Origin of the sequence: Streptomyces sp. SID14515, assembly GCF_010548505.1 — a bacterium.
Classification (GTDB): Bacteria; Actinomycetota; Actinomycetes; order Streptomycetales; family Streptomycetaceae; genus Streptomyces; species Streptomyces caviscabies.
The window spans coordinates 23,246-50,022 of record NZ_JAAGMH010000147.1; the positions used below are offsets into that span (position 1 = coordinate 23,246).

A 26,777-nucleotide genomic window follows, 5' to 3' on the forward strand; every position below is an offset into this window, starting at 1 on the left:
CAGAATCAGCCCTTTGACACCGACATCCTTAGTGAGAGAGGGAGCGAAAAGCGACCGAGCGGTCTGGTGTACAGGATGTGAAGAACCAGTAGCATTTCAAACATAACCCTTGACACTCATTCAACTTTTTGTTGATCGCTCAGCTCCTGCCAATCCAGGAACAAGTTCTTCCTGTTGATCCGTCAGTTGCAGCCCTTCAGGCTCCTGACCAGGCATCCAGGGACGCGCCCCGGCCGCCAGACCAGTATCCGGCCGGGGCCGCAGACCAAAGGGGAGTGCCACGCCAAGAGCAAAAAGCATCTGCCTCACGTCCGGCTGCTTGACCCCTTCAACCAGGGATGGCCGGTGCCTCGACCATCAGATCCGAAAGGGCTGGAATCGAACATCTGCTCGAAATACTTCGAGACCAAGGGATTGGTCAAAACGTCGCTCTCGAACGCTTGCGCGATATCGATTCACGTGCCAGCAGTGCGGTTCCCGCAAGGAGCTGGAGGTCGACCACATCGTCCCCGTGGCCCGAGGCGGGTCCTGGGAGGAAGACAACCTCTGGGTCCTCTGCAAGAGATGCCACAGGCGCAAGACGTACAGCGAAGGCCGCCCCTGAGGCGGCCTCTTTCATTCCTTCCCACTGGTCCACCTTCTGGAGGTCCCCATGTCCGCGTGCACCGGCAGGTGCTTCGACTGCCCCCATGACATCTGCGGGCCCCGGGCACCGTCGCGCCGGCCAACTCGGGCGGCTGACCGGTCCTGGCGACAGGAAGCACTCTTCGAGCTTGAGGAGCTGGGCGACCTATACGGGATCGACCCGAGCGCGGTGAAGCTGTGACCCGCGGCCCCAAGCCCAAGGACAACGCTGTCAGGCGCAACAAACACGAGCACGCGCAGACGCTCAGCTCCTCGACCACCGAGGGCCGCGCCCTCCCGCCCGGCCTCGGGATCAAGACAGCTGGCGCCCGCCGCTTCTGGCGGACCTGGGCGACCTCGCCGCAGGCCGGCAGCTGGGCTGAGACCGACTGGGCCGAACTGGAGATCACCGTGAAGCTGGTCGACGCCCTGTACGCCGGTGACGTCAAGCTCGCTGGGGAGATCCGGCAGCGCGTAGCCAAGTGGGGGGCGACCACCGAGGACCGCTCCAGATTGCGCATGTCCATCGAGGACACCGGGGGCCAGGACCAGGACGACGAGACGACTGAGCGCATGGCAGACGACATGGACGAAGAGCTGTTCAAGCTGCTCAACGACACATAGGAGACGGGATGCCTCAGACCGGCAACATCCCTTCGGGCGTCCCGCACCCCACTAGGAGCCTCGGCTACCAGATTATTCGCTGGGCTCAGAAGTACATCGTCCAGCCGGATGGCGAGAACGCAGGCCAGCCCTGGAAGTTTACGGCCGAGCAGCTTCGGTTCGTCCTCTGGATGTACGCCATTGATGAGAACGGTCGATGGCTGTACCGCACCGCGGCCCTGCGCAGGGCTAAGGGCTGGGGCAAGACACCGTTGCTCGCTGCGCTGTGCATCGTCGAGTTCATCGGCCCGGCCCGTTTCTCGCACTTCGACAAGCGCGGGGTGCCGGTAGGCAAGCGCGTCCCGCTCCCTCTGGTGCAGATTGCTGCTACCTCGCTCGACCAGACCGCCAATACCCGAGACATGATTCGGGGCATGTTGGCCGAGTCTCCGGCCGAAGCTGAGTACAACATCGACATAGGTAAGGGCCTGATCCAGTTCAAGGATGGCAGGCCGGGCCGCATTGAGCCCGTTACCTCGTCCTCTCGGGGACTTGAGGGGGCGAGGCCCACCTTTGTTCGGCCCTCAGAAGAAAAGTTTCTGCTGAGGGCCGAACTATATCTGATTCGTCGTTTGTGACGAGGTCCATCACTGGATCGAGTCGAACGCGGGCGTCTACGTCTGGGAAACCCTGGACCGAAACGTCCAGAAAACTGCGGGCTCTGGTTCTCGACTGATCGAGACTACGAATGCGTACAACCCTAATGAGGGTTCCATTGCCCAGCGGACGCATGAAGCCGTCCTGGAAGGCGCCACTCGACTTCTCTACGACTGCGTCGAAGCCGTTGCCGATGTAGACCTGAAAGACCGTGACGCGGTCATGGAGGCCATCAGAGACGCATATGGGGATTCCCATTGGGTGGATCAGGACGGTATTGCTGACGCTATTCAAGACCCCCGCACAACCCCCGCCATCTCTTATCGCTTCTACTTGAACAATATTCAGGAGAACGCAGACGGGTGGATGTCGAAAGACGAATGGGGCCTGTGCCTCTCCGAGGACGACCCGATCAGGCCCGGCGACCAGATCGCCATCGGCTTTGACGGAAGTCTGCGCGGAGACTCAACCTGTTTGGTCGGTTGCCGGCTGCGCGACGGAAAACTGTTCATGCTGCATTTTCAGGAGAACCCACGGGATCCCAATCAACCTGATTGGGAAGTGGATGTACTCGGAGTAGAGGCAGCAGTAGCCAACGCATTTAAGACTTACCGAGTTGAATGGTTCTACGGTGACCCGCCCTACTGGCAGGAAGCCCTTGGCCGGTGGTCGATCGAGTACGGCGATGACTACGTATTCGAATACTGGACCAATAAGCCGACGAGGATGACGCAGGCCATCGAGCGTTTTCGCTCTGCGGCCATGGTCCAGGACCTCAAGCATGACGGAGACGAGTTTCTTACTCGCCACGTGCTAAACGCAGTCACCCGTGAAGTTCCTCAAGGCATCCTGATCACCAAAGAGTCACCCCGCTCAAAAAAGAAAATTGACGCCGCAGTCGCGGCCATTCTCAGTTTCGAGGCCAGAGCAGATGCCATCGCTGATGGACGAATGAAAATCAGAAGGTCGCGTGTCGTGGGCTTCTAGAAGGAAGCCCGCCTATGATCGTACCTCCCGGAAGCCATACCTCTTTCATAGGTAAGCCGGAATCCCCGCACCAGTGGCTCATGTACCTGTACGGAAAGATCCCGGGGCCACTTCATGTGTCTCACAAGTATTCACGGTACTACGAAGGAGAGCAGCAGAAGCTTGCTTTCTCGCAGATGAAGTACAAAGCAGCCTTCGCCTCTGTCTTCGGAGAGTGGCGAGACAATTTTTGCGGCACCATCGTGGACAGCACGAACGAACGGCTGCACGTCGATTCCTTCCGGATCTCCGGCGAGGACGACGGGGCGGAAGCCCGAGAATTCTGGCAGCGGTCAAGCATGGACGCCTACTCGTCGTCGGTGCACCTGGAGGCCCTGATCACGGGTGTGGCGTACGCCGTCGTCTGGGCTGACAACGACGGGGAACCCACCATCACGCCGGTCCCCGGCTCCCGTATGGCCGTCTCCTACAAGCCCGGCTCGCTCTGGGAGCTGGAGGCCGCGGCACGTTTCGAGATGGACGCCTGGGGCCGGCAGCAGGTCACCCTCTGGACTGAGGAATACGTCTACGAGGTGGCCTACGGAACGACCGAGTGGGACCAGGGAGAAAAGCAGGACAATCCCCTCCGCAGAGTCCCTGTGGTGCCCTTCGAGAACCGCTCGCGACTCGGCCGCGAGCCCGTCTCCGAGCTGACCAACTGCATTCCGATTCAGGATGCGATCAACAAGACCACGATGGACGCGCTCACCGCCTCGGAGTTCGCGGCCTTCCCTCAGAGATACGTGACGGGCCTGGAAATCCAGGAGGACTCGAACGGTAACCCCGTCGAGCCGTACAACGTCGGCCAGGACAAGCTTCTTCAGGCAGAGGATCCGTCAGCTAAATTTGGCTCCTTCGCCGCCGCCGACCTTAGCAATTACGTGACGCTGGTGGATATGCTCGTACAGCACCTCAGCACGGTGGCGAGGGTGCCCAGTCATTATTTTTTGGTCAACACAACCACCACACCCTCGGGTGAAGCCATTATCTCGGCGGAAGCCGGACTGGTCGCTAAGGTCCGTGAGCGAATGCTTCACTTCGGCGAGGCGTGGGAGCGAGTGATCAGGCTTTGCTTTGCGGTCAAGGGCGACAAGCGCAAGGACGCCTTCGAAATGGAGACGCGTTGGCGCGATCCCGAGTACCGCACCGAGGCCCAGCACGTTGACGCCCTGCTCAAGTTGAAGCAGCTCGACGTGCCCCTCGAATTCCTGTGGCACGAGGCCGGGTTCTCCGGCACCCAGATCGCTGACTTCCGCGAAATGCGTAAGGCGGACGCCAAGGCTCAGGCAGAGATTCAGAAGATCATCCCCCAGCCCGAGGTGAAGGGCCAGCAACCTAACCCCAACAAGCCTCCTCAAGGAAACTCCGGTAATGCAAACCGGAAGCTGCACGAGGCTAAGCGCTGACCCGCCGAAATGGCGGGCCTCTTCCGAAATGGAAACAAACATGACTACTCAGGACGACAACGCCGCCCCGGCTGATGCCGAAGGGAACCCTCCGGCCTCTACTGCTGGGCCGACGCTGGAAGAGGTCATTGCCGACCGCGACCGCTGGAAGGCTCTCTCTCGGCAGAACGAGACCAACTTCAACGGGGCTCGCACCGAGCTTCAGCAGCTCCAGACCGCTCAGCAGGCTGCCATTGAGGCCGCCCGCACCGAGGGCCGGACTTCCGCCCTGGGCGAGGTGTCCACGGAGCTGGTGACGGCGGAACTCCGGCTCCAGGCCGTAGGCGTCGGGGCCGAGCTTCCCGACCTCTCCTTCCTCGACCTCACCCGGTTCACGGGCGAGGACTCGCGCCCGAATCCGGACTCGGTCAAGTCGTTCATCGAGTCCCTGCCCAAGCAGGTCAGTTCCGGGCCGGGATTCCCGCCCATCGCAGGCGCCGGCCACAACAAGGGCGGCAACGGTGACTTCTCCAGTACCAACCCCAGCGAGCTAGCTGACTACATCGCTGGCGGATCGTTCCTCTAGTTTTTTCTTCCAAAACTTGAATCCGTGACACGCTCCCGATCTCCCTCTTCCCTAGCCCTCCGTTGAGGGGTTTTTAGCAGCTCCACAGCGCGCGAAAAGGCCCCCTCGGGGGGCTTTTTTATGCCCTCGTGGAGGCTTCATTGGCTAATCAGCATCACTTTAATTTGGACCCGGTCCAGGTGACCATCGCGGCGCTTGGGATTCTCGACCGGCAGCTCACCCTTGGGGGCATCCCGGCCCGGTATTCGGAGCTCAGTTTCCGGGGCGGCATCGGTGACGTGATCAACGTGAACCGTGAGTCCCGAGGGATCCCGGTTCAGGAGTCGGGCATCTCAGCCCCGATCAAGAACCCGATTACCGGGGACGCCAACGTTTTCGCCGCGGCCACCGACCGACCGCTTCCGGACGCGGACCGGCGGGCCCCGAACGGATTCGTCACGGAGACCCGCTTCCCGGTCCAGCTCACCACGCTCGCGCAGAACGCGACCGCGATCGGCATGGAGCAGGTTGCCTTCGACCTCAGGACCTTCGGCTCTCAGGTCCTCAGTAAGCTCACCCGCGGCTTCGCGGAGTATTTCGACGACACCGTTGCGAGCTTCATCAAGGCGAACATCAACCGCTCTGGCCTGACCGCCGCGCAGAAGAAGGCGGTCGGCGGCGACGTCGAGGTCAAGATTCCGCAGGCTGACGGCACCGGCGCCAATATGACCGAGCGTGCCCTTGGAATCCGTGCGGCTTTGGTCGATGCGCGGATGCATATGAACCTCGCCCTGGTCCCGACCTCCGAGCGGTTTCTCATTGCCGGCCCCGAGGTCGAGGCGATCCTCTTGAAGGATCCCGAGTTCGTGGCAGTCGATTATTCCGGTGACACGAATGCGCTGCGCCGAGCGACTGTCGGCCGTATCTACGGTTTTGACATTGTAATTCACAATGCGTTCGGCCTGGAGATGTACCTTTTCCACAAGTCCGCCATGCTCATCGCTTCCGCGTGCCCGGCACTGCCGATGGGTGCCGTTACCGGCTCCATTCAGAATGTGGGTGGCATCGCAACTCGAATGCTGGTCGATTACAACTACAACCAGAAGCACGACACGATCGGCCTCGACACGATGTACGGCCTGGCCACCATCAAGGAGGACCCGGCGTACGCGGTCCGCGGCACCGTTATCGGTGAGCGATTCGTGCGCGGCCTGAAGATTTCAATCACGGAGACGGCACCTTCTGCTAACTAAAAACTTGAATCCGTGACGGAGGTCACCAATGCCGCTAGCCACCGTTGACGATGTGGTCGCCCGGCTCGGGCGGCCCTTCGCGGACGATGCGGAGGCCACCAAGACGGCGGCCTTCATTGAAGACGCCACTGCCCTTGTGTGCGATTACTGCGGGACAGATTTCCAGCAGCCGACATGGGAAGCAGTGCCCGGCGCCGTGAAGGCCGCCGTCTGCGCGGAAGTTATCCGATGGCTCAGCGTCTCTCCGGGCACCATCATGGAGAAGACCGGAGACCTTCAAGTCGAGTACGCGCAGACCGCGTTCACCTCGGGCCTCTCGGAGGCCGCAAAGTCGATGCTGGTCAGGTACAGGAAGCGCCTGGGCTCCGTCCCCCTGATCACCTGGACAAAGGTGATCGATGGCGCTGTTTAACGACCTCATCGAAGTCCGCCGAACTCCGCTCGTGGAAGACGAATACGGCCATCACCGCGATTGGGACACGTACGCAGTGGTCTGGTCCGGGCTCGGTGCCGGCGTCCCCTACTTGCGTTCGAGGAAGGCCGAGACTCCTGTCCGCGAAACGACCATGAACAAAGCGACGATCTACCTCCCGGGAAATCTGGATGTGGACTCGTCCGACCGGATCCTATTTCAGTCAAAGCTCTGGACGCCTGAGGGCGAACCCTGGAAGTGGAAACTGGGGTCCCGGCAATACACCATGCTCCATGTCCGGGGGGTGACGAAGTAATGGCCGCACCGAAGCGCGGAAAGCAGCACACCCGCTACGGGACCAAGGACTTCACCTTCGAGACCGACATGGGATTCGAAACCAAGCTGATGCAGTCCGGGGCCGTAAGAGCCGTGGTCGCTGCGAAGACCGGGGAAATGGCAGGCAACATGATCAAGGCTGCTCCCCGCGGCCCTCACGTTACTACTGACGCTTACTCGATCAAGAAGAACATCCACCCCTACGTTGAACAGGTCGGGGACGAATGGGTCGGGTACGTGGTCGTGGAGGAGAACGACCGTGCACGGCACGCGATGCTCCAGGAGCGCGGATACCGCGACCCGGCAGGGCGGCGCCACGCAGGCCGCTTTTACCTGAGGTCCGTTCTCCAGAAGGAGAGGGTCGAGTGAGGTCGGATCCAATCCCTCTCCTGGTCAGCTACCTTCGTACGATCCCAGAGATTCCAACAGGTGCCGTCACCGGCACCCTAGTTGGCCGATCCGTGGGTGAAACGACCGTCTACCTCATGCAGTCCGGCGGCTACCGCAGCAGGCGAGACCGCGTCGACCGCATGTACGTCGTCTACGACGTGTACGGCGAAAGCCCGGCTGAGGCCGGCGCACTGGCGTACACCGTCCGGGAATACCTTCTTGAGCAGCTGCCGGGCCAGAGCCTGAAGGGCGTCCTCGTCCTGGACGTGCGCGAAGAAGACGCGCCGAGCTGGCACCCCGACAAGCAGTCTCTGGAACCCGCCTATACCGGCGAGGTCTCTGTGTACCTCGTAGCTGACGACTGAGCAAGCCTAATCATTACTTCCTCGTCGTCCTCCGACCTCTGAAATCCATAGCGCCCGTACCAGGCAGCAAGCTCTTCGTCCGACAAGCCGCCTGGGGCAGGATCAACACTGAGAATCAGGGTTATTCCCTCTGCGTCGGCGGCGCGGCAAACCTCTTTAAGGATTTCGCTTCCCCAGCCCTTACCCCTGTGTTCCGGCCATACAGCGATTTCGGTGAGGATGGCCGGTTCATCTTCTCGGCGGCCCGGTGGCTCAAGGACGCTAGCCGTGGCGGCTCCATCATGCCTGAAATAGATCGCTCGCATGGTTGGACTTTACATCCTCCAGAGCCACCAGTGGCTCTATTTCCCAGAACTCACGGCCCCTTTGGGGCCGTTTTTGTTTTTCCAAGGAGCTCTATGGCCAATAACGACCCCTCGAAGATCCGCTTTGCCCCTAAGGGGGCTGTCTACCTGGCCCCCGCCGTCGGCGCCACGCTGCCCACGGCCGTGGGTGACGGCAAGACCGCCCCGGCCGGCTACAAGTCCCTCGGCTACGTATCCGACGCCGGGGTGGTGATCACCCCCACCGTGACGGCCGACCCGGTCAACGTCTGGCAGAGCGCCGTACCCGTGCTCTTCAACGTCTCCGCAGCCACGTTCACCGTCTCCGCGACCTTCGCCGAGTCCAACGTGAACACCACTGAACTGTTCTGGGGCGCGAGCTGGGTGTCCGTGACACCCGAGGGCGGCGGCACCGCCACCACTTGGCGGCTTGACCTGTCCAGCACTCCCGAGCTCCAGGAGATTTCCCTCGTCGTGGACTGGGGCCAGGGCGATGTGCTGAACCGTGTCGTCATTCCGCGGTCGATGATCCAGGACCGAGGCGCTATCACCCTCGTCCGGAACGCGAACCAGGAGTACCAGCTCACGATCGACGCTCTCGACAGTGACGGCTCCCTCGGCTACGTCCTGACCAACCAGGACATGACGACCGCTCCGTGATCCCCCGGGGCCGTTCCAACTCCCCTGCCGGGGATGGCTCGTAGCCCCCGGACCCCCCTTTCTCGTTCCAGGCCCCCCGCGACGCGCGAGGGGCCTTTTTGCTGCCCCCACCTTTGGAGTTCCCCATGACTGCTGCCAAGAAGACCGCCGCCAAGAAGCCCTCCGCGCCGGCCGAAGAGGTCGTCGTTGTCGAAGAGGTTCCCGACTCGGACGCCGAGCTGGGCGCCGCTGAGGCTGAGGCGAAGGGCGATGAGGTCCTGGTCGAACACGGCGGCAAGACCTATCTCCTGCCGTCCCCCCTGGACTACCCGGTGGACGTCGTCTTCGCGGAGAACGATTTCGAGGCCGTGCGCGTCGTCCTGGGCGAGGCTCAGTGGCAGGAATACCGAAAGGCACGGCCCACCATCCGTGACTTCCAGGACTTCAACCGGAAGATCAACGAGGCGTCGGGAAACTAAATAGGGCTGTCTACATCCTCAGGAAGTTCCCTGGGGAGCTGGAAGCCGACCTGCTCCAGTTCTTCAGGGTCGATCTTCTTGACCTGTGGCGTGGACAGCTCTCCCTACGTCGTATCAACGTCCTGATTGGGTCACTGCTCAATCAGCCGGGCCGCTCCGCCCTCGCGGCAGCGGTAGACGAGTCGGCCGTGTGGTCCGACTCGGAACACATGCTCGCGCAGGTCTCAGACGCGCTTGAGCTTTCCAACTGGCTCTTCTACCAAGCCAATTCCAGCGAGGACGCCGAACCTGTCCCCGCTCCCACCCCCATGCGCCGGCCCGGCCAGGAAGACGCTGCCGCCGAGCCCGCGCAGCCGACCTATGCCTCTACGGAGGAGGTGGTGGATTTCTTCACTCGAATGAACGCTCTCTAAGGGGGATCTATGCCCGAAGCCGGAAGCATCAAGGTCGGTAATGCATGGATCAGGATTACCCCTGAGCTTGATCATTCGCAGATGAAGGCTCAGCTCGAACTGGCTGAGAAGGAAATTGCTGCTTTCAGTGGGAAGCAGCAGACTCTGGCCCGGCAGACGGCCAACCTTCGAGCCAAGCTCGAAGAGTACGTGACCGCACGCTACGGCCAGGAGGCCGCCAAGCGCGTGAAGCTGGAGCAGGCTGCTGCGGCGAACCGTGCGGAATACGCGAAGACCGAGACTGCTGCGCAGATCAAGGCTTTCGCCACGGTCACTGAAGCGGCAGCCAAGGCGGAGCAGGCCCGAGCGGCAGCAGCAGAAAAGGGCGCTCGCCAGCGTGAGCGCGTTGCCCTCAACGCCCGCAACCTCGAAGTCCGTTACGGCACTGAGGTGGCCGCGGCGTACCGCAAGGACGTCGCGGCGATGGTCAAGGACAACAAGGGCCTCTCGATCGTCCGCATCAACGAGGCCGCGCAGTGGTCCGCCGCAGAGATCATCGAACAGCGCAAGGTCGCCGCCGAGAACCTGAGGCAGACCAGGATCCGAGAGGCCCAGGTCAAGACTCTTTCGGCCCTGGTCGTCCGCCAAGCCCAGCTTGAGGCCACGGAAGCGGTCAAGGCCGCCCGTACGGCGCAGGCCGCCTACACCTCGGCGTACACCACCCGCCAGGCACAGATCCTCTCCAACATGAACAGCCTTAAGGCTGCGAGCATCGCCGCGGCCCAGGGCCAGGTCGCTGCGGCTCAGGCCGCGAAGAGGGCTTCCCAGCAGACGGTCGCGGCGAACAACGAGACCGTCAAGGCCCTCCAGGCCAACGCGGGCAAGGCCGAGAAGTCGTGGGGCCGCTCCACTTACAACATGGGCCGGCAGATCAACTCGTTCGGTTCGTCCGTCACGGAACTCGGGCGGAATATTAATTCCAACCTTGTTACGCCTCTGGCTGCGGCCGGGGCCGCGATGTCGGCTCTCGGTATCAGTGCCGCTGACTCGATCGTCCAGGCTCAGACCGCCCTCAAGGGTATCGGTATCTCTAACAAGGACACCTCCAACTTCATCGAGACGTTGAAGGAGTTCGGTGTTCAGACGCCGTACACCGTCGAGGACATGTTCAAGTACGGCTCTCAGTACGCCCGTTCCAACACGTCCCACGGGATGAATTCCAAGAAGGCGTCCACTCGGGCTACTGACCTGGTGCAGGCAGTTGGTGATCTCGCCGCGTACGGCGGTAACACCGACCCCGCCTTGGTTGAGCGGACCCTGAGGGCAGTCGGCAACATCATGGAGTCCGACCGCGCTTCACTCCGTAACGTCCGCACCATCGCGGAAAGCGGTGGCCTGGATATCCAGTCGCTTGCTCAGATGCTCGGCTTCAAAGACCGGCAGATGACCAAGAAGGAAATCGCTGACCGCCAGGCGCAGATGGACAAGATGGGGGTCAACTGGGAGCCGGGCACGACCAGTAAGGCTTCCGGGCAAATGATGCTCTGGATGGCGAAGGCGGCCGAGACCGGCGGTGTGCCTGGTCTGGCAGTCACGGACGCCCTGATTAAGCGAGCTGGAGACATCGGATCGGGCGAGCCCGGTTCACCCGCCCGACAGATGGGTGCGGCCACCATCAAGGGCCGCCTGTCGAACATGTACGAGGCGACCAAGTTCGGTCTAGCCGACATGTTTATTTCCGAAGACAAGGAGAGCGGCCTCTACAGGTATACGGGAGCTGGCGCCGCCCTCATGGGCGACGCCTCCCCTGTCTACGAGAAGAGGAAAAACGGGGACTACAAGCTCGACCAGGACGGCCACCGGATCGTCAAGGGCTACGAGTACGAGGGCGGTCTCCTCGAAACCCTGGGCGGTCTCGGCGCGGACCTGAAGGAGCCGTCCGGCAAGGTCATCGCCGGGCTGTTCGAGAGCCTGACCACCCTCGCGGGCTGGACCGAGTCCGCAGTGAAGGTCTTGAAGGAGAACCCCGGCATCACCGACGCCGTGGTCGAAATCGGAAAGTGGGCCGCCCTCGCCGGTGCAGGCGCTCTTGCTCTGGGTCTCCTGATCAAGACCTTCGGCCTGCTGACCAAGGCGCTCTCTCCCGTCGCCATGCTCGCCAAGGGCCTGTTCAAGACCGTCAAGGGCACCGCCAAGATCGGCAACCAGGTAGCCCGAGGGGCCTTGGGCTCGGATGGCGACAGCTACCGGGACCGGTACCGCAACGCACGGACGGCGAGCCACGGCGGCGACAACCGCAGCCTTGGCCGGCGTGCGCTCGACTCGGTGCGGGGACGCAACTCCCAGGTCGATGAGATCCAGGTCAACACCGACCGGGCCAAGCAGAAGATCAATGAACTTGACGCCGAGATCGAGAGTCTGCGGACCAAGATCCGGAACTTCAAGGGTGAGAACTTCAACGAGCTGGCTGCCCACCTCGCCGGTGCAGACTCAAGCGTCAAGGCTGCGGCGGAGAAGGCCGCGAAGGCCGTTCGGGGGGCCGACACCGCCACCACCAACCTCAAGGGGCTCAAGCTCCAGGTCCTCGGGGACGAGTTCAACAAGGTCACGGAGAACACCAGCTCACTCAAGAGCCAGGTGAGCCGGGCCGCCGCCAGGGTTTCGGACCTGAACGGCAGGGGTCTCGGGGACCTGGACGGCGAGCTGACCGACGCCAAGGGGAAGTCGAAGTCCTTGGACGCCGCGCTCAGCGCGGCGGCGAAGCAGGCCGGGAACCTCAACGGGAAGTCGCTGGGGAAGATCAAGGGGCAGGTCGACCACGTCAAGAACGCGGCCGACTCCGCCACAGACAAGGTCGGCGGCGGTAAGTCGTCCCTGATCTCCCGAGTCGGCCAGCTCAACGCGATGAGCACGAGTTCGGTCGTCCAGCAGATCAAGAAGCTGAAGGACGCCCTCGATGACGCGGGCGGCAAGGCGAGGACACTCAACGACCGGCTCGCCAACATCTCCGCTCACGCCCCCGGGCGTGGTGGCAGCGGCAAGAAGACGAAGAAGGCCCTCGGCGGCGTCCTCCCGGGCTACACCCCGGGCCGCGACGTCCACGTGTTCAGCAGCCCCACGGCTGGCGAGCTTCACCTCTCCGGAGGTGAAGCGGTCATGCGCCCCGAGTTCACGGCCGCGGTGGGCGCCGACGAGGTCAACCGGATCAACGCGGCTGCCAGAGCCGGCGGAGTCGGTGGCGTCCGGGCCGCGATGAAGTTCGCCAAGGGCGGTGTCCTGCAAAGGCTCGGTCTCGGGGGCATCGATGACGCCATGCGGACCTTCAACATGGGGCCGGACATTCTTGGTGCGACAGGAGCCGCAAGCCTCTACAGCTCCTCTGATGCCCTCGGGGGACCTACCCGCCAAGGAATCCAGGGAGGCGGAAAGGGCGGCACGCATTTCGTCGGCTCTGATGTCGGCGCAAAGTTCCGCGGGCAGTACGACTTCCTGACCCGTGACGTCTTCGATCTCCTGAGGAAGGCCAAAGTTCCCTCCGGCTGGTCTCAGGCAGTCGGCATTGTCGGAGGAGCCCTATCTCCTGTCTCAGCTGAATATTTCTGGGATGACGTGTGGAAGGGCCAGGGCAACGCCCTCGAACGAGGACAGACCTACCTCTCCCACATGTTCTCTCCGAAGACCTTGCAGAAAATCGTGTCCAACCTTTTCGGTGGCGGATGGGATTCACTGAAGGGTCTCTGGGAGGCCGGTAAGAGGCTCGTCACCGACCCCATTGGGATGATCAAGGACAGCATCAACGGCGTCTGGGAGGTCTCGAAGAACTCGTACAACGGCTTTGTCGAGAATGTCACCGGGTTGCGCGAAATCTGGCAAAACCCGATGGCTTACGGCTCCCAGGTAGCTGGAGAGATCTACGAGACGGCCAAGGAAAATCTGCCGAACCTGGACAAGCTCTTCGATTTCAGCGGGAAGGGACTCAGCTCCTCCCCTCCGGAGCTTGACGGCATTCTGGGAGACGCAACGGTATCCCCAGGCACAGGGGATTCGGTCACCCGCTGGACGCCGCTGGTCAAGATGGTACTGGCCCAACTGGGGCTCCCCCAGAGCGACTTGGGTCTGGTCCTCCACCGCATCAAGGTCGAGTCCGGAGGAAACCCGAAGGCCATCAACAACTGGGACATCAACGCCAAGAACGGTGTCCCGAGCCAGGGCTTGATGCAGACGATCCCTCCGACCTTCGCAGCCTATGCAGGGCCGTACAGATCCCGAGGCATCACTGACCCCCTGGCCAGCATCTACGCCGGATTGAACTACGCCACCGATCGCTACGGTGCGAACTGGCGAAGGGCACTGAGTGGAACTCAGGGCTACGCCGGCGGAACAGATGGGGCCGCCCGGGGCTGGGCCTGGGTTGGTGAGGAAGGCCCGGAACTCGTGAACTTCAGCGGCGGGGAAACCGTCCTGACCCACGAGGACAGCATGTTGGCCTCGGCCAACGTGCAGAGGGGGTACGCCTCGGGCACGTCGAGCACCAGGACCACGGGCCTGGCTGCCGACGCGAAGAAGGGCGTCTCGACGCTGAACGCCGCGGTGAACAAGCTCTACTCGATCATCACCAAGGCGTTCACCTCGAACCGGATCGGGTCGGGGACCGCGAACAGCCTGAACAAGTGGCTGGACAAGCAGAACAAGACGCTTCAAAAACTTGTGGCTCAACGGGCGACTATTGCCACCAAGCTCAAGGCCGCTAACACCAAGCTGGCAGACGTCAAGGCGCAAGAAAGCGAAATGGCGACGTCCATCGCGGACAGCACCAAGCAGGAACGTTCCCTCACGGGATTGTTCAATTCAGAAGGTGTGTCATTCTCCTCGGCCCTGTCTGGTCTGAAGGATCGCCTGAAGGCGATCAAGTCCTTCCAGTCCAACATAGCCAAGTTGTCCAAGGCGGGCTATTCAAAGGAAATCATTGCAGAGGTCGCCAATGCTGGTGTCGAACAGGGCAGCGCTATGGCGAAGGAACTGCTGACTGCGTCCAAGTCGCAGGTCAGCCAGTTCAATTCCGTCTACTCCGCAATCGGAGCTGAATCGACAACGCTAGGCAAGTCGGTCGCAAAGACCTACTACGCCACTGGCAAGAAGGCTGCTCAGGCTCTCGTCGACGGACTGACCGCTGAGGACAAGAGGCTCACAAAGGGCATCGAGAAGTTGGCGGCCAGCATCGAAAAGAGATTCAAGAAGAGTCTCAAGATCAGCTCCAAGTCCCCGGTGGACTCCTCCCTCGCCGCTCTACTGACCTGGCTTACGGGCCAGGGCCAGGCCGTGAAGGGCGGTGGAAGCACCTCGAAGAAGAAGACGACCAGGACGACCACGACCTATTCGACGGACTCTAGGGGGCGGAATGTCACGACGGTCACCACGACCACGACTGACCCCGCTAAGGGAACTACCACAACAGTCACCAAGCGGACTGTCGGCGGCAAGACCACGACATCTACCAAGGTCAGCAAGATCAAGGGATATGCGACCGGTACGCGGTCAGCAGCTCGGGGTGTGGCGCTTGTCGGAGAAAAGGGACCTGAGCTGATCGATTTTAAGGGCGGGGAGCGTGTCTACCACGACCAGGACACCGCCCGAATGATGGGACCTCGCTACGAGATCCATATTCATGAGGCCAAGGCCGAGAACACCACTCAGGCCGTTCTTCGCGCGATGCAGTACGCGGAAACGATGGCCGCCCTCTGACACAAGGAGTGCTACTGAAGGAGTGCTAAATGCCTATTCCCGCACGCTCAATTACCGTCGACCGCTCCGACTCCAGAGTGGTCTACCCGGTCCCTGAGCGGTGGCAGCGCACCTACGTGTCGATTCGGGGCCGAAACGGTGAGGGGGAGGAGATCCCCCTCACCGGCTTCCAGGGAGGCGCCTGGCCGGCCCTGGTGTTGCAGCCCGGGGCAACAGGTCTCGACCTCCCCCCGTACGCAGTCCACATGGACGAGTCCCCGAACCTCGACGGGGCGATGGTCCGGGGGGCCAGGGCCTCGGCCCGTCAGATCCTGCTCCCCGTCTTCGTCTACGGGATCGACCGCAAGACGCTGCGGCAGTTCAAGGCGAAGTTGGCTGGCGCCCTCAACCCCCGGCTCGGGTACTCGGTGCTGACCTTTATCGAGCAGGGCGGGGAACCGCGGCGGCTGAAGTGCTACTACGTCGGGGGCATGGAGGGCAGTGAGGCCGTGGACGCCTCCGGCTTCACCTGGGTCTCGTACGGGATCCAGCTCACTGCGGCCGACCCCTACTTCTACGGCGACACCGAGACGGCCGCCTCCTGGTCCTTCGGGACGGACCAGCCCTTCCTTGGAAACTCGTTCCTTCCGATCACGCTCGCCAAGGGCACCGTTTCCAAAGGGTCTCTCACCATCGAGAACCCGGGCGATATCGAAGCCTGGCCCGTATGGGAGATCACGGGGCCGCTCAAGCGATTCAAGTTCACGGGGCCAGACGGCACGAGCTTCGGCATACCTAATCAGCCGAGCAGCATAGACGCCCTCCCCGCAGGGCGGACTTTGACGGTGGACTGCCGCCCCGGATACAAGACCGTCTCGGACAACACGGGAAAGATTTATTTCCCCATGCTGTCCGCCAATCCCTCTCTCTGGTCGGTGCCCCCCGGCACCTCCACCGCTCAAGCCGATCTCCTCGCCGGAAGTGGCACGCCCACGGTGAAGATGACGCTCTACCCACGCTATTTGACTTACTGACATGAGGTGCACATGGGATACCGAGTGGAGGTACGAGATGCTGCCCTGAACCGAATAGGAATCATCGACACCTGGATTTCGATGGACCTAGTGGTCCGGTACTGCCAGCAAGGTGCCTGGCAGATGCTCGTAGCTGCGGGAACTCCTCAGGCTGACCTTCTCCAGAAGGGCGGCGGAGTTGCCATCTATCAAGACGGCGTCGATCTCCCCATTCTCACAGGGCAGATCGAGAGCTTTCAACACTACTGGACGAGCAGCCAACACACCTCGCTGGGCTCCCTGTACTTCGGCGGTAAGTGCGACAACAAAATTGCTTACAACCGTCTGGCATTCCCCGACCCGACCAAAGCGGCAACTCAGCAGTGGCAGGCCAACGACAACGGTCGAGCAGTTTCCGGCCCCGCCGGCCACCTCGTCTGGAACGAACTGGATAAGGCGATGGGGGCCGGCGCCCTGCCGAACCGCCGCTCGGCCGGCGTGGTCATCGGCAACGACGTGTCATTCGGCAAGGTCGTCTCTGACAACCTTCAGTGGGATGTCATCGGAACAAAGCTCGAATCATGGGTCGACACCACGACCACCGGCTATCGGTTCCTGTACGACCCGAACACCAAGAAGATCGGTCTGAGCCTCTTCACTCCGCGGGACCGCTCCAAGGAAGTCCGATTCAGTAAGGAACTCGGGAACCTCCGAGAATTCACGTGGTCGCTCAATGCTCCTACCGTTACACGAGTCATCGTGGCCTGCCAGGGGACCGGCAAGGGCCGGTATCTGTATCAGCAGATCGACAGTGCGACCGAGGCCGAGTGGGGCCTTGAAATTGAAGTCTTCCTGGATCGCAGGGACCTTCCCCTCAAGGCCGACCCCTCTACGGGGCTCCCCATCAAAGCGGATCTCTCCGTGACCGATGAGCAGTTCACCACGGCTAAGCAGGCGGTGGTGGACGCGGCCACAGAGGCACTTAGCACGGGCGCCAAGAGCGGCAATTTCCAAATCTATCCCGTCGATACCCAGCAAGTCAGGTTCGGGCGGGATTACTTCGTTGGCGACATCGTCACCGTCTCTATCGACGGAGTCGAGTACACCGACATTGTCCGCGAGGTCTCCATCACCGTCGATCAGGGCGGAGACACCGAAACCGTGAATCCGACCATCGGTGAACAAGGATCGGGTAACCCGCTCAATCTCTACAAAACTGTTTTCGACATGCGCGAAAAGCTGCGAAAACTTGAGGCGAGGATGTGATGTATGGCTGAAATCTCCTATCCGTTCAACGCGGATAACGCGACCACGGGAGCTACAAAGGCTGTATCAGAAGTGCAGTGGCAAAACATGGCCCACCTGTGGGGCGGGGACCGCATCGACCGTTCTCTTTCCGGTCAGGCCAGTGCCGCCGCTCTCCCGTTCTCCGGGAAGGTCGTCAACGTCAGCACGGTCCAGATCGGCCCGGGAAAAGCGTGGGTAGGAGGTTTCTATTACGAGTTGACTTCCGCTCTCAATCTGACTGTCGCTGCGAATACCGCTAACACTCCCCGCAAGGATCTTGTCGTCATTCGGGCCGACATGTCCAAGCCTTCTGTGAACTTGGCTGTCCGGAAGGGCACCAACGCCGCCACGCCCCTGGAGCCGGCTCCGGTAAGGCAAGCGGGAGGCGTGTGGGAAATGCCTCTTTACGAGATCAGCCTTCCGGCCAACGGCGGCCTCCCCGTGCTCGCCTCCCGCGGCCCGTACAACATCCCTGACCCCGTCGCCTTTCCATGGAACACCGCGCCTTCTGCGGCGCTCATGCCAAAGAACACCTTCGCTTACGACATGGACAGCAACGGGCCGGAAGAGATCGCGGAGTATTTCAACTACTCGGACAAGCCGCGAATCACCAGGCAGCTAGGCCCAACACGCAAGTACACCCCGAACCTTGTGAACGCAACCGCCCTCCAACAGGGTCTCGCTGTTCGGGAAGGCAGGTACCGGTGGATCGGCCCCAGCACCGTTTGGTTCTCCATGAGGATCTTCGCGCGGACTATCGATATCAAGCACAGTGAAGCGAGCTGGTATTTGGGGGTCAGTCTCCCTGTGGCCGCGTCTGCTGCCGTTGGGCAGACCTTCCACGGCATTGTTCAGAATACCGGCCCGCGCGGCCCTGCGTCCGGTATGCCGAACTACTTTCAGCTCACCGGCTGGACACCGCTGGGTAAAGCGACGACCACATTGATTCTGCTGTACCCCAACCACAAGAACCTCGCCGCCGGCCTCGATGGGCTTCCTATGCTCCCCGGCGGTTCAAGCTTGGTCATATCCGGCGTCTATGAAGCTGCCGACTTCCCGCAGTAAGGAGTATCCACTTGGCACGAAACCCTTTTGGTGGCACATCAGCAGATACGGCAGAGGACGCCTCTGGGACACGAATACCCGGTGCGGTCGGAACCGTCTGGGACGGCCCGTCAGAGGGAGCTGCGCAGGTAACCGATCTACTCGACGCCGAATTCGCCCCCGTCTCCGCAGTAACGGCCGACGCTGACGGAATGATCCCGTCCTTCTGGGGCCCCGAGGCCGCCGAGACGCTATGGATCAGCTTTGGCCTTTCCAGGGTCGCACTCGTCTCTACAAACGTCGGTGAGCGCCTGGCGGCGCACACAGCTGCCGTGGACCCTCACGGGTCTCAAGCGGCGTCGACGGCGGAGCTCAACGGCTTGCGGGGAACCCCGGGGGGCCTGGCCACCCTCGATGTCTCTGGGCGGGTTCCTTCGAACCAGCTCCCTGTGCTCACTCCCAAGATGCTGGACTGGATCAGCGTCACGTCGGCCCCGTACGGGGCGACCGGTGACGGCACCACCGATGACACCACCGCCATCCAGGCCGCCATCAACGCAGCCGGCAACGGCGGTGTGGTGTATTTCCCCAGGGGCGTCTACCGAACGTCCCGCCCCCTCGACCTTCCCCGAGGGGTCACGCTCACGGGCTCCCACTCCAACTTGATGGTCGGGCCTGGCATGGGCAAGACGGATTACCCCTGTTACATACAGGCCCTTCCCACCTTTACCACCGGGGCCATGATCACCATCATCGGTGACGCGGATGGGACGCACCCCGCCATCAATGGCGAGCAGAGGCTCTACAACCTGATGCTGGACGGGTCCCAGGTAACTTCCGGGAATCTGGACGGCATTTACGCCAAAGGCAATGTTCAGAATATTGTAATGCGGGATGTATGCATTCGAGACATGCCGAATAACGGCATCATCACCGGATCGAACAGCAAGGGCGAGCTTCCCTACTCCTGGCGCCTCCATTCAGTCATGGTGGATAACTCTCACAGCAACGGCTATGTTTTCACCCGCAATACGGACCTTACGATGATTGATTGCCAGGCTATTGGTTGCTGGGCTGTAGGCTTCAAAATCACGAACTGCGCAAACAGTACCTTTAGCGTCTGCCGCGCCGAGTGGACCGGGTCTCACGGATTCCACTTCACGGGTGCATGGGGGAACTGGCCTGGTAGCGGTTCAGCCACTATCTCCGCCTGTTCCACCGACCGCTGTGGGCAGGATGGCGTACGTATTGATGCAACAGGAAACGGGCCTTTCATTGTGAACGCCCTTATGACCCGCCGTGACGGCCGCAACGGCGGCCCTGGTGGGGGCGCCTTTGCGGGCCTCGCTCTCCTGAACCGAGCACCCGTTGTCGTCACTGGTCTCACGTGTTACGTGGGAACGGATGACGCTGGCACGGCGGGCACATCTCCCCAGTACGGCGTGCGGATTGCGGGTGCCCGGGATGTGACTGTCGTTGGTGGCTATCTTCACGGCGCTACTGCTGGTGTTTTCCAGGAGGGCACCAACGAACGAATCCGGCTGACGGCTATCACCACTGTGGCAGGCAACAACTACGCGGAGAACCGCGTTCAGTCGCCCCAGTAGGAGCCCTATGACACTTACGCAAGCTCTGCCCGCACTCGGCACCCTCGCTTCTCTTGCCGCCGCCCTCGTGGTCGTTCTCGCCGCTTATCGGACGAGCGCCGCGAAGGTCTGGCGTGAGGAGGCTGAGGCCCAAAAGACCCGCGCCGACCGCCTTGAAGCATCTCTCAAGGAAATCAACACTCGCCTCTCTCGAATCGAGATCGAGAACGAGCGCCTGGTCCACCTGCTCACTTCTCTCGACCCTACCAAGCTCGCCGTCATTCGGCTCACCACACCACCCTCGGAGGATGATTAATGGCAGTACCCATGACCGCTGATCAGTTCGTCACCACGCTCAAGGCCGAAGGTCTTAACGTCAAGGAACATTCAGGCTGGCGCACCAACAACCGCAACCATAAGGGCAAGTTCGACAATGTGAACGGTGTGGTCATCCACCACACCGCAGGCTCTGATTCCCTGAACTTCGTATTCCGGGGGACTTCGGCACTTCCCGGCCCCCTGTGCCACACCTATATGTCCAAGAGCGGCACCGCGACCATGGTCGGCAATGGAAGGGCCAACCACGCCGGAACTTTTGCCCAGAACGCGCATGACGCAGTTGTTGCCGAGTCGTCCAAGCACCCGACCCCGAGCCGGTCCGAGCCGGTTGACGGCAACCGTCACTATTACGGAATCGAGGTCGAGAACCTGGGCGACGGGACCGATTTCTATCCGGCGGCTCAGTACCATTCCGTCGTCCTTTGGGCCGCGGCGATCTGCCGATTCCACAAGTGGTCTGCGGATTCCGTGATCGGCCACAAGGAAGGCACTGGTCGCAAGATCGATCCGAAGGGCCCGATTGGCTCCGCCAAGGGTGAGCTCTGGGACATGGACGAATTCCGTAAGGACGTCGCTGCCCAGCTCAAGAAGGGTCCGGGAAAGACCCCGGCGCCCTCCAAGCCCTCCAAGCCCTCCAAGCCCTCCAAGCCCTCCAAGCCGAGCGTCCCGCCGTTTCCTGGCCGGCAGCACTTCAAGGCCGGAGTGAGCAACACCTACGTCACCCAGCTCGGCAAGCAGCTCGTCAAGAAGGGCTACGGGCGCTACTACGACGTTGGTCCGGGTCCCCGTTGGTCGGCCGCCGACCGCGCGGCCGTGCAGGCGTTCCAGAAGGCACAGAAGTGGTCTGGTGCCGACGCAGACGGATACCCCGGCCCGACCACTTGGAAGCGCCTCTTCAGCTAAGGAAGTTCCTATGCGCAAGTTTCTTTCCGTACACGGAGTACGCATCTATTCCGTGCTCGCCGCGCTCGTTCCGGCACTCCTAGTCCTCTGGCCCAGCGTCCCGTGGGAAGCCATCGTTGCTACGTCTGCGGCCCTCCTCGGTGTCGGTGTGGCTGCGGCCACCCACGAGGACACCAAGACGATCCGGGCCTCGTACCAGGAGAGCCCGCTTGGCAAGGCGGCCAACCACTCGCCAGAGTAAGTAGCGGGTTGTTGATCTTAATCACAAAAGCGGCCCCCTCCATGTGGAGGGGGCCGCTTTTGTGTTTCTACTGCACGTAGGTTGGATAAAAGCCGTGGGCCGGGCCGACTGGGATTCCGGCCTTATCAATTTCCGTACGGTCAGAATTCCTGACGGCTTGAGCCTCTTTACCGCTGGGCTTCGCGTAATAGTATTTACGTGCAACTTCAGACAGGGCGGTCTCCAGGGTGGTCCACGCGGCCATTGTCTCCGGCGTCTTCAGCCGATCTTTCGCCTCCTGCAAGACTGCCCAGGCTTCACAGATGTCGATCGTTGCCGAGTTCGGAGGCGGCTCATATGTGTGCATGGAGTTATCTTCCGTCTGGCCACCTGTCGCCGCAAGCAAGTTGCACAAAGTTGCACGGTCAGGCAACCACCGACACCCCACACAGCAGCGAGGTCGAGGCCCCCAATGGTGGGGGCCTCGACCTCGCTGTTGCAGTGGATCAGTTGAGCCCAAGCCTCGTAATTTCAGCGTCGGCCCACAGGCCGGCTGTGGTCTCGTCGCCGGAGTCTCGTATCTCGCGGGTGAGCCCGTACGATTCGATGGTTTCGACGGCCCAACGGGTTTGCCCGGACTCGGGATCTTTGAACTCCGTGAGGCTAACACTCTTGCCCCCTCGCTCTCTGTGCCGGATAGGTTCTGCGACTGCTATCCGTCGCAGCTTGTCCAGCTTTCGCATCTCAGGCGAGGGAGGTCTTCCCGTCCCGATCCCGTTCGGGTCGGCCATCTTGGAATTGCTCATAACGCACCCCGGGCCCCGCCGTTTCTACGGCGGGGCCCTTCTTTTCGTTCCACTGGCCCCCGAGAAATGACGCGGGCCCTCGTGAATGTTTGACTGGTCAGCGTCCACAATACGGCTTCGAGCAGATACTTCCCAACTGTTGCCAACTCGACAAAGATGCAACCGAAGCCCGCACTTGTTGATCTTCCATTGAGAACGATCAAGAGTGAGTCAAGCACCCAGCGCAGTTGGGTAGTTGTCTGGCTGACACGCAGGCGGCCGACGAAGCTATCCTCCTGTTCCGCCTGGAACCTCATCAGCCGTTACGCGTACGAATGTGAAGATCCGAGTCCGGCCTGTCGTCTCATCACGGCCGTATCGCGTATGCGACTCGGTAACGGTCACGTCGTGGTCATGCAAAGCGATACGGTCGCCCTTATCCGGGATCGGCAGTATCCCCGGCACGTCCAGACACATCAACTCCGTCTGCTCTGGCGACATGAACGTCATCGCGTGAGTGGGTAACTCGCCGCTCTCCGGCCTCGTCCAAGTCGCATCTTCGGCGCTACCAATCGCGTCATATGTAGTCATGCGTTTCCCCGCCTCCTTGGCTCGCCCGAAATAATGTCTGTATGAGAGCTTCCTGAGCAAGATGCTTCAGCTCGGTTCGAGCGAACTTCGGGTCAGCCATGGGGGTGCCACGTTCTTCGAGACGCGGTTCCTGTACGATGCCCCTCGGAGTGGCCCTGACCATTTAGCCTGGACAGGGCCACTTCTCTTGGGCGTCGCTCTACTTCCGCGTAAGACGCCACTCCTCGCACCGACGAGTCCAGTAGCGCCGGGCGGCCTCGGTGTCGCCCTCCTCCGCCAGCTCCACCCAGTTCTCGGGCACCTCGTAGAACCGGCTCCCGACCACAGGCTTCGCCGCGGGCTCGACGGGGGCCGGCGCAGCTTCGGCATCGCGAGGTTCGTCGGGCGACTGCACGAGCTCCGGCTTCTGCTCGTTCAGCGGGCCCCAGTGGATCAGGTTCCTCAGGGTGCCGGTCATCAGCTGGTCGGAGGTTCCGAACCGATAGATGGCGTACTTACCTTCCCCGATGTAGATCACCTCCGCCTTTACCCACTGGCCCGGCTTCGGGTTGAACCTTCCTGCTTTGCCGCCGAACCACATAACACGTGGCGTCGGCCTGTTCCGCGTGGGAAGGTAGCCAACCTCCTTCAACGTGGTCTGGTAGACCCGCTCCGGGCCCTCCTCATCGGGTGCCAGGGCCTCGCCCCCGTAGATCCCAGCGAGCTGCTTGAGCTGCTGCCCGATGCCGCCCTTCAGTGGCGCTTCCACGTCTGCCCAGATCAGTCGGGCGGCGTTCACGTACCGCTCTCCGCCGAGGACCGTGACGTGCGCGCCCGTAAGCCCCAGTTCCTCGACCTGCCTCTTCACGGTCGCAAGCCGGATGCTGCCCTTGTCGCCCGGCCGCACGTCGTAGTTCTCGATCTCCTCGGAGAGGGGAATCAGCCCGTACTTCGCGCTGAGGACCATCGTTGCGCCGTCCATGACCTCAGCGGCCATCAGGCAGGCGGTGAAGTAGTTCCCGGTGTAGCGTTCGTCGGCGCGGATCTTCCCCGCGTGCTGCGACTTCTTCCCGCCGCAGGCGACCACGACCAGGCGCTTCGGTTCCGCCTCGACCTCGACCTCGTCCCGGCCGTGAATGGCCTCCATGAAGTCCGGTGTCTGATCTTCGGGGGCTGCCTGCACCACGTCTTCGACCACCAGCCGGGGGTATGCCTCGCGCTGCTCCTTCGCGCTGTTGAGGCCGTCCTTCCCGGCGTAGTCGATGAGGCCCTGGTCGTGTGCCGCCCGCCACTGCTTGAGGTGCGCGGTTCCTGACGGCGTCAGCCGGAAGTATCGACGCCCGTCGCGGGGAGAGTACATGAGCCATCCGCGCGCCCACAGGTCGAGCGCACGTGTGCGATCTACCGGCTTGCCTCTGCCCCAGCCGTCCGAGATGTAGAAGCCCTTGGGATCTTCGATCAAGTCGTGGGCGCCATCGTCGTCGACTGCGCCCAGGAGAGCTATCTGCGCCTCGCTGAAGCCGAAGCCCCGCAGGACTTCCAGTTCCTCCTTCGGGATGAACACCTTCTCGGGGCGGTCGCTGGTCAGGCGGATACTCGCGCCCTCAGGCAGCTCAGGCTTTCGCGGACCGGACTCGGGGGCCTGGCCCTCGTTGTCGCCGGCCCCGAGGTAGCCGTTGATGAGCCTCATCGTCTTCTCGTACGGCTCGGTGTGCGTCGCCGCGAACTTCCGCGCAGCCCGTGCTGCTGCGGGCTGGGGATGGGAGTCGGCCCACGGGGTGATCGTCTCCAGCAGTGCCCCCAGCGTTTCGGCCCGGACCCTGCCGCGCCCGCCCGACGTCGACCAGCCCATACGGCCCATGTCGGTCTGGATGACCTCCGACTTCCCCTCAACCCAAGGCTTCTGCCCGTACGTGGGCTTGAAGTGCACGGCGAGGCTCTTCGGCATCTTGACCTCGTGCCGGATCTCCCTCGGGTCGTCCGGCTCGTACTCCAGTTCGAACTTAAGCATAGACTTCGCCGCCATGACGTTGTTGCCGTTGTCGCTGGCGAGCCACGCTCGGGCTATGTCAATGGCGGAGCCGACCGCATCGTTGGTCAGGTGGAGGTCGATGGTGTTGAGGGAGTTCATTCCCTTCGCCTCCAGCTCCGCAGCGCCGTCACGGCTTGCGTCCAGGAGGTCTTGTTCTCCCTTGGTATTCGGCGTCAGGTTCTTGAGCACGTGCCGGCGAATCTGTCCGGGGACAGGGAGGGTGATGAGCTTCGGCATGTCTGAACTCCTAATTACTTGTGCTTGGACTTGTGAGACGAGCTTTCAGGGATCGAGCGGTCCAGGAGGTACACGCCCCAGAATCCCCGGGGAAGCGGTTCCATCTGCATCCCAAATCGATCAGTCATGCCCAGCTTCCGAATCTTGGAAGCCCACTCTTCAGCGACCTCGAACGCCATCCCCGATGTAGGCTCCTTGGCGATCAACTCGAACCGCTTGGAAGGCCGAGTAAAGACGTCGGACTTCCGCTTGGTGCACGAACTCATTCCTAAATCAGCCCTTCAAAGATGTTGCTGGCGACCGGCGGGTTCTGGGTCGGCTTCGCCCGACCTCTGAGGTGGTCAATGTCGATCACCGTCGCTTCCGGCCGCCTAAGCTCCTCGGCCTCGGTCTCGATCAGCTCGTACATGATCGAGGGGGCTCCGCGGCCTCCCGTCTTCTCGGTCCACGACTTCACGTCGTCCATGCCCTCGACCGTTTCCTTCAGGGCAGCCGCGTTCAATTTCCCCCACAAGGGACGCAGCAGATCGGACGACTTCGCCTTGCCCCCGTACCGCTTCAGCACGTCTCGGACCAGCTCTTCAGGCGTCTTCATCGGCTTGGCCCCCTCGCTGTTGTTGGCCGCGTCCTTCACCAACTTCTCGACGCTCGCCATGGAGTAAGAGACGAAGCTCCAGGCCGCCTCGACCGCGTCGCGGCTGATCTCCTCCGTCATCTCCGTAGCGCTGAGCACGGCGGCGACCCGCTGAACCTGTTCCGGGGAGCGCTCCATGTACGACGCCAGCAGCTCGGGCAGCTCGGCCATCCGGTCCTCGACCAGGGCGCGGATCTCGTCGTACCGCTCGCCGGCCTCGGCGCTGAACCGCATCGTCCTGTCCTCTTCCAGGGCCCAGTTGTAGGCGTCCTTGATCGCGGAGGTATCGGGGAGGACCCATTTGTTGTTGTACGGGAGCATTTTCGACCGTTCGACCAGAACAGGGAGGAGCCTGTTGTAACTGCCTCCCAGGGCCTCACTCGAAGAGACGTACTTGCCCCACTCTCCAGGCGTGATGTGCGCGTGGAAGCCCAGCAGGGGCTGAGCAACAGACTGGAGGCCGTCCTTCTTGGTCCGGTTCGATATCGGCTTGCCATCCCATGCCGTACGAAACAGGGTGCTGAACTTGCTGCACTTTTTTTGAGTTTTGAGCACTGCTGCCCACTCCTCTTCGAGGAGGATGCAGCGGCCGTCAATGCCTCCGTCCGCGCCCATCGTGTCCAGTTCCAGGCCCGCCAGCATGTCTACCAAGGAGGGGCCACTTGCCACCCCGGACCGCTTGCGGGAATGAATGAATCCCCCGATCGACTTGCCCAAGACGGCGGTTGCCGTTCCGAGCGCATACCCCTTGCGCCCGATGGCACTTCGGCCGGCGAGTACGGTCCAGACCACGACGGGACGGCGATCCTCGCTGCGGACGCGGCGGCTGATCGCGGCGGAGTACAGCGAGAGACTGGCCGCCCACACGCCGATGGGGTCGGCCTCGCTCGTCGGCATGGCCGCTTCGATGGCCTCGCCCAGAGGGCCGAACTTCATCTGCTCAAAGGTGGTCATTGA

At 62.1% G+C, this 26,777-nt stretch carries 25 protein-coding genes; 20 read left to right on the plus strand and 5 right to left on the minus strand.

Annotated features, from left to right (window positions below; genetic code table 11):
• Window positions 1-822: 822 nt before the first annotated feature.
• The 10 genes from G3I54_RS37500 (at window position 823) to G3I54_RS37545 (ending at window position 7,616) form a co-directional block, all read left to right on the plus strand.
• Window positions 823-1,248: a hypothetical protein gene (locus G3I54_RS37500; protein WP_164621657.1), complete on the plus strand. Its 426-nt coding sequence runs from the start codon at window positions 823-825 to the stop codon at window positions 1,246-1,248.
• 8 nt (window positions 1,249-1,256) lie between these two features.
• Window positions 1,257-1,865 carry a hypothetical protein gene (locus G3I54_RS37505; RefSeq protein WP_203687730.1) on the plus strand — a complete coding sequence of 203 codons (609 nt, stop codon included), beginning with the start codon at window positions 1,257-1,259 and terminating at the stop codon, window positions 1,863-1,865.
• A 280-nt stretch (window positions 1,866-2,145) separates the two neighbouring features.
• Entirely contained in the window at window positions 2,146-2,871 is a 726-nt protein-coding gene (locus G3I54_RS37510; protein WP_343240518.1) for a terminase TerL endonuclease subunit, read from the plus strand.
• 14 nt (window positions 2,872-2,885) lie between these two features.
• On the plus strand, window positions 2,886-4,316 hold the full coding sequence (locus G3I54_RS37515) for a phage portal protein (protein WP_164621659.1): 1,431 nt from the start codon (window positions 2,886-2,888) through the stop codon (window positions 4,314-4,316).
• Between the two features lie 40 nt (window positions 4,317-4,356).
• Window positions 4,357-4,881, plus strand: a complete 525-nt coding sequence (locus G3I54_RS37520) for a hypothetical protein (protein ID WP_164621662.1) — start codon at window positions 4,357-4,359, stop codon at window positions 4,879-4,881.
• A gap of 128 nt (window positions 4,882-5,009) precedes the next feature.
• On the plus strand, window positions 5,010-6,113 hold the full coding sequence (locus tag G3I54_RS37525; RefSeq protein WP_164621664.1) for a hypothetical protein: 1,104 nt from the start codon (window positions 5,010-5,012) through the stop codon (window positions 6,111-6,113).
• 28 nt (window positions 6,114-6,141) lie between these two features.
• On the plus strand, window positions 6,142-6,525 hold the full coding sequence (locus tag G3I54_RS37530) for a hypothetical protein (RefSeq protein ID WP_203687731.1): 384 nt from the start codon (window positions 6,142-6,144) through the stop codon (window positions 6,523-6,525).
• The gene (locus G3I54_RS37535; protein ID WP_164621666.1) at window positions 6,512-6,841 is read left to right on the plus strand and encodes a hypothetical protein; all 330 of its coding nucleotides are present in this window, start codon (window positions 6,512-6,514) and stop codon (window positions 6,839-6,841) included. Before G3I54_RS37530 ends, G3I54_RS37535 begins: the two co-directional genes overlap by 14 nt.
• A complete protein-coding gene (locus G3I54_RS37540) occupies window positions 6,841-7,230 on the plus strand; it encodes a hypothetical protein (RefSeq protein ID WP_164621668.1) in 390 nt (129 codons plus the stop codon). Before G3I54_RS37535 ends, G3I54_RS37540 begins: the two co-directional genes overlap by 1 nt.
• A gap of 92 nt (window positions 7,231-7,322) precedes the next feature.
• A complete protein-coding gene (locus tag G3I54_RS37545) occupies window positions 7,323-7,616 on the plus strand; it encodes a hypothetical protein (RefSeq protein WP_164621669.1) in 294 nt (97 codons plus the stop codon).
• On the opposite strand, the gene G3I54_RS37550 is transcribed toward G3I54_RS37545, so the two are convergent.
• Window positions 7,574-7,921 (minus strand): GNAT family N-acetyltransferase, encoded by a 348-nt coding sequence (locus G3I54_RS37550; RefSeq protein WP_164621672.1) that lies wholly within the window; start codon window positions 7,919-7,921, stop codon window positions 7,574-7,576. The two genes, G3I54_RS37545 and G3I54_RS37550, sit on opposite strands and share 43 nt — an antisense overlap.
• A gap of 93 nt (window positions 7,922-8,014) precedes the next feature.
• On the opposite strand from G3I54_RS37550, the gene G3I54_RS37555 reads away from it, so the two are divergent.
• The 10 genes from G3I54_RS37555 (at window position 8,015) to G3I54_RS37600 (ending at window position 21,342) form a co-directional block, all read left to right on the plus strand.
• Window positions 8,015-8,599 carry a hypothetical protein gene (locus tag G3I54_RS37555; protein WP_164621674.1) on the plus strand — a complete coding sequence of 195 codons (585 nt, stop codon included), beginning with the start codon at window positions 8,015-8,017 and terminating at the stop codon, window positions 8,597-8,599.
• A 125-nt stretch (window positions 8,600-8,724) separates the two neighbouring features.
• Window positions 8,725-9,057, plus strand: coding sequence for a hypothetical protein (locus G3I54_RS37560; protein ID WP_203687732.1), 333 nt, complete (start codon window positions 8,725-8,727; stop codon window positions 9,055-9,057).
• A gap of 209 nt (window positions 9,058-9,266) precedes the next feature.
• Window positions 9,267-9,470 carry a hypothetical protein gene (locus tag G3I54_RS37565; protein ID WP_164621676.1) on the plus strand — a complete coding sequence of 68 codons (204 nt, stop codon included), beginning with the start codon at window positions 9,267-9,269 and terminating at the stop codon, window positions 9,468-9,470.
• 9 nt (window positions 9,471-9,479) lie between these two features.
• Window positions 9,480-15,191 (plus strand): transglycosylase SLT domain-containing protein, encoded by a 5,712-nt coding sequence (locus tag G3I54_RS39940; protein ID WP_239144773.1) that lies wholly within the window; start codon window positions 9,480-9,482, stop codon window positions 15,189-15,191.
• Between the two features lie 29 nt (window positions 15,192-15,220).
• On the plus strand, window positions 15,221-16,204 hold the full coding sequence (locus G3I54_RS37575; protein ID WP_164621678.1) for a phage tail domain-containing protein: 984 nt from the start codon (window positions 15,221-15,223) through the stop codon (window positions 16,202-16,204).
• Between the two features lie 12 nt (window positions 16,205-16,216).
• On the plus strand, window positions 16,217-17,449 hold the full coding sequence (locus tag G3I54_RS37580) for a siphovirus ReqiPepy6 Gp37-like family protein (protein WP_164621680.1): 1,233 nt from the start codon (window positions 16,217-16,219) through the stop codon (window positions 17,447-17,449).
• Window positions 17,450-17,452: 3 nt separating this feature from the next.
• Window positions 17,453-18,535: a hypothetical protein gene (locus tag G3I54_RS37585; RefSeq protein WP_164621682.1), complete on the plus strand. Its 1,083-nt coding sequence runs from the start codon at window positions 17,453-17,455 to the stop codon at window positions 18,533-18,535.
• Between the two features lie 443 nt (window positions 18,536-18,978).
• A complete protein-coding gene (locus G3I54_RS37590) occupies window positions 18,979-20,121 on the plus strand; it encodes a right-handed parallel beta-helix repeat-containing protein (RefSeq protein WP_164621684.1) in 1,143 nt (380 codons plus the stop codon).
• 7 nt (window positions 20,122-20,128) lie between these two features.
• Window positions 20,129-20,416, plus strand: coding sequence for a hypothetical protein (locus G3I54_RS37595; RefSeq protein WP_203687733.1), 288 nt, complete (start codon window positions 20,129-20,131; stop codon window positions 20,414-20,416).
• A gap of 11 nt (window positions 20,417-20,427) precedes the next feature.
• On the plus strand, window positions 20,428-21,342 hold the full coding sequence (locus G3I54_RS37600) for a peptidoglycan-binding protein (protein WP_239144774.1): 915 nt from the start codon (window positions 20,428-20,430) through the stop codon (window positions 21,340-21,342).
• A 308-nt stretch (window positions 21,343-21,650) separates the two neighbouring features.
• Here G3I54_RS37600 and G3I54_RS37605 read toward each other — a convergent pair whose 3' ends face one another.
• The 4 genes from G3I54_RS37605 to G3I54_RS37620 form a co-directional block, all read right to left on the minus strand.
• Window positions 21,651-21,929 (minus strand): hypothetical protein, encoded by a 279-nt coding sequence (locus tag G3I54_RS37605; protein ID WP_164621688.1) that lies wholly within the window; start codon window positions 21,927-21,929, stop codon window positions 21,651-21,653.
• A gap of 139 nt (window positions 21,930-22,068) precedes the next feature.
• Entirely contained in the window at window positions 22,069-22,368 is a 300-nt protein-coding gene (locus G3I54_RS37610; protein ID WP_164621689.1) for a hypothetical protein, read from the minus strand.
• A gap of 769 nt (window positions 22,369-23,137) precedes the next feature.
• A complete protein-coding gene (locus G3I54_RS37615; RefSeq protein WP_164621691.1) occupies window positions 23,138-25,186 on the minus strand; it encodes a DUF6884 domain-containing protein in 2,049 nt (682 codons plus the stop codon).
• A 268-nt stretch (window positions 25,187-25,454) separates the two neighbouring features.
• Complete coding sequence (locus G3I54_RS37620; RefSeq protein WP_164621693.1) at window positions 25,455-26,774, minus strand: DUF3987 domain-containing protein; 1,320 nt, start codon at window positions 26,772-26,774, stop codon at window positions 25,455-25,457.
• Window positions 26,775-26,777 lie beyond the last annotated feature (3 nt).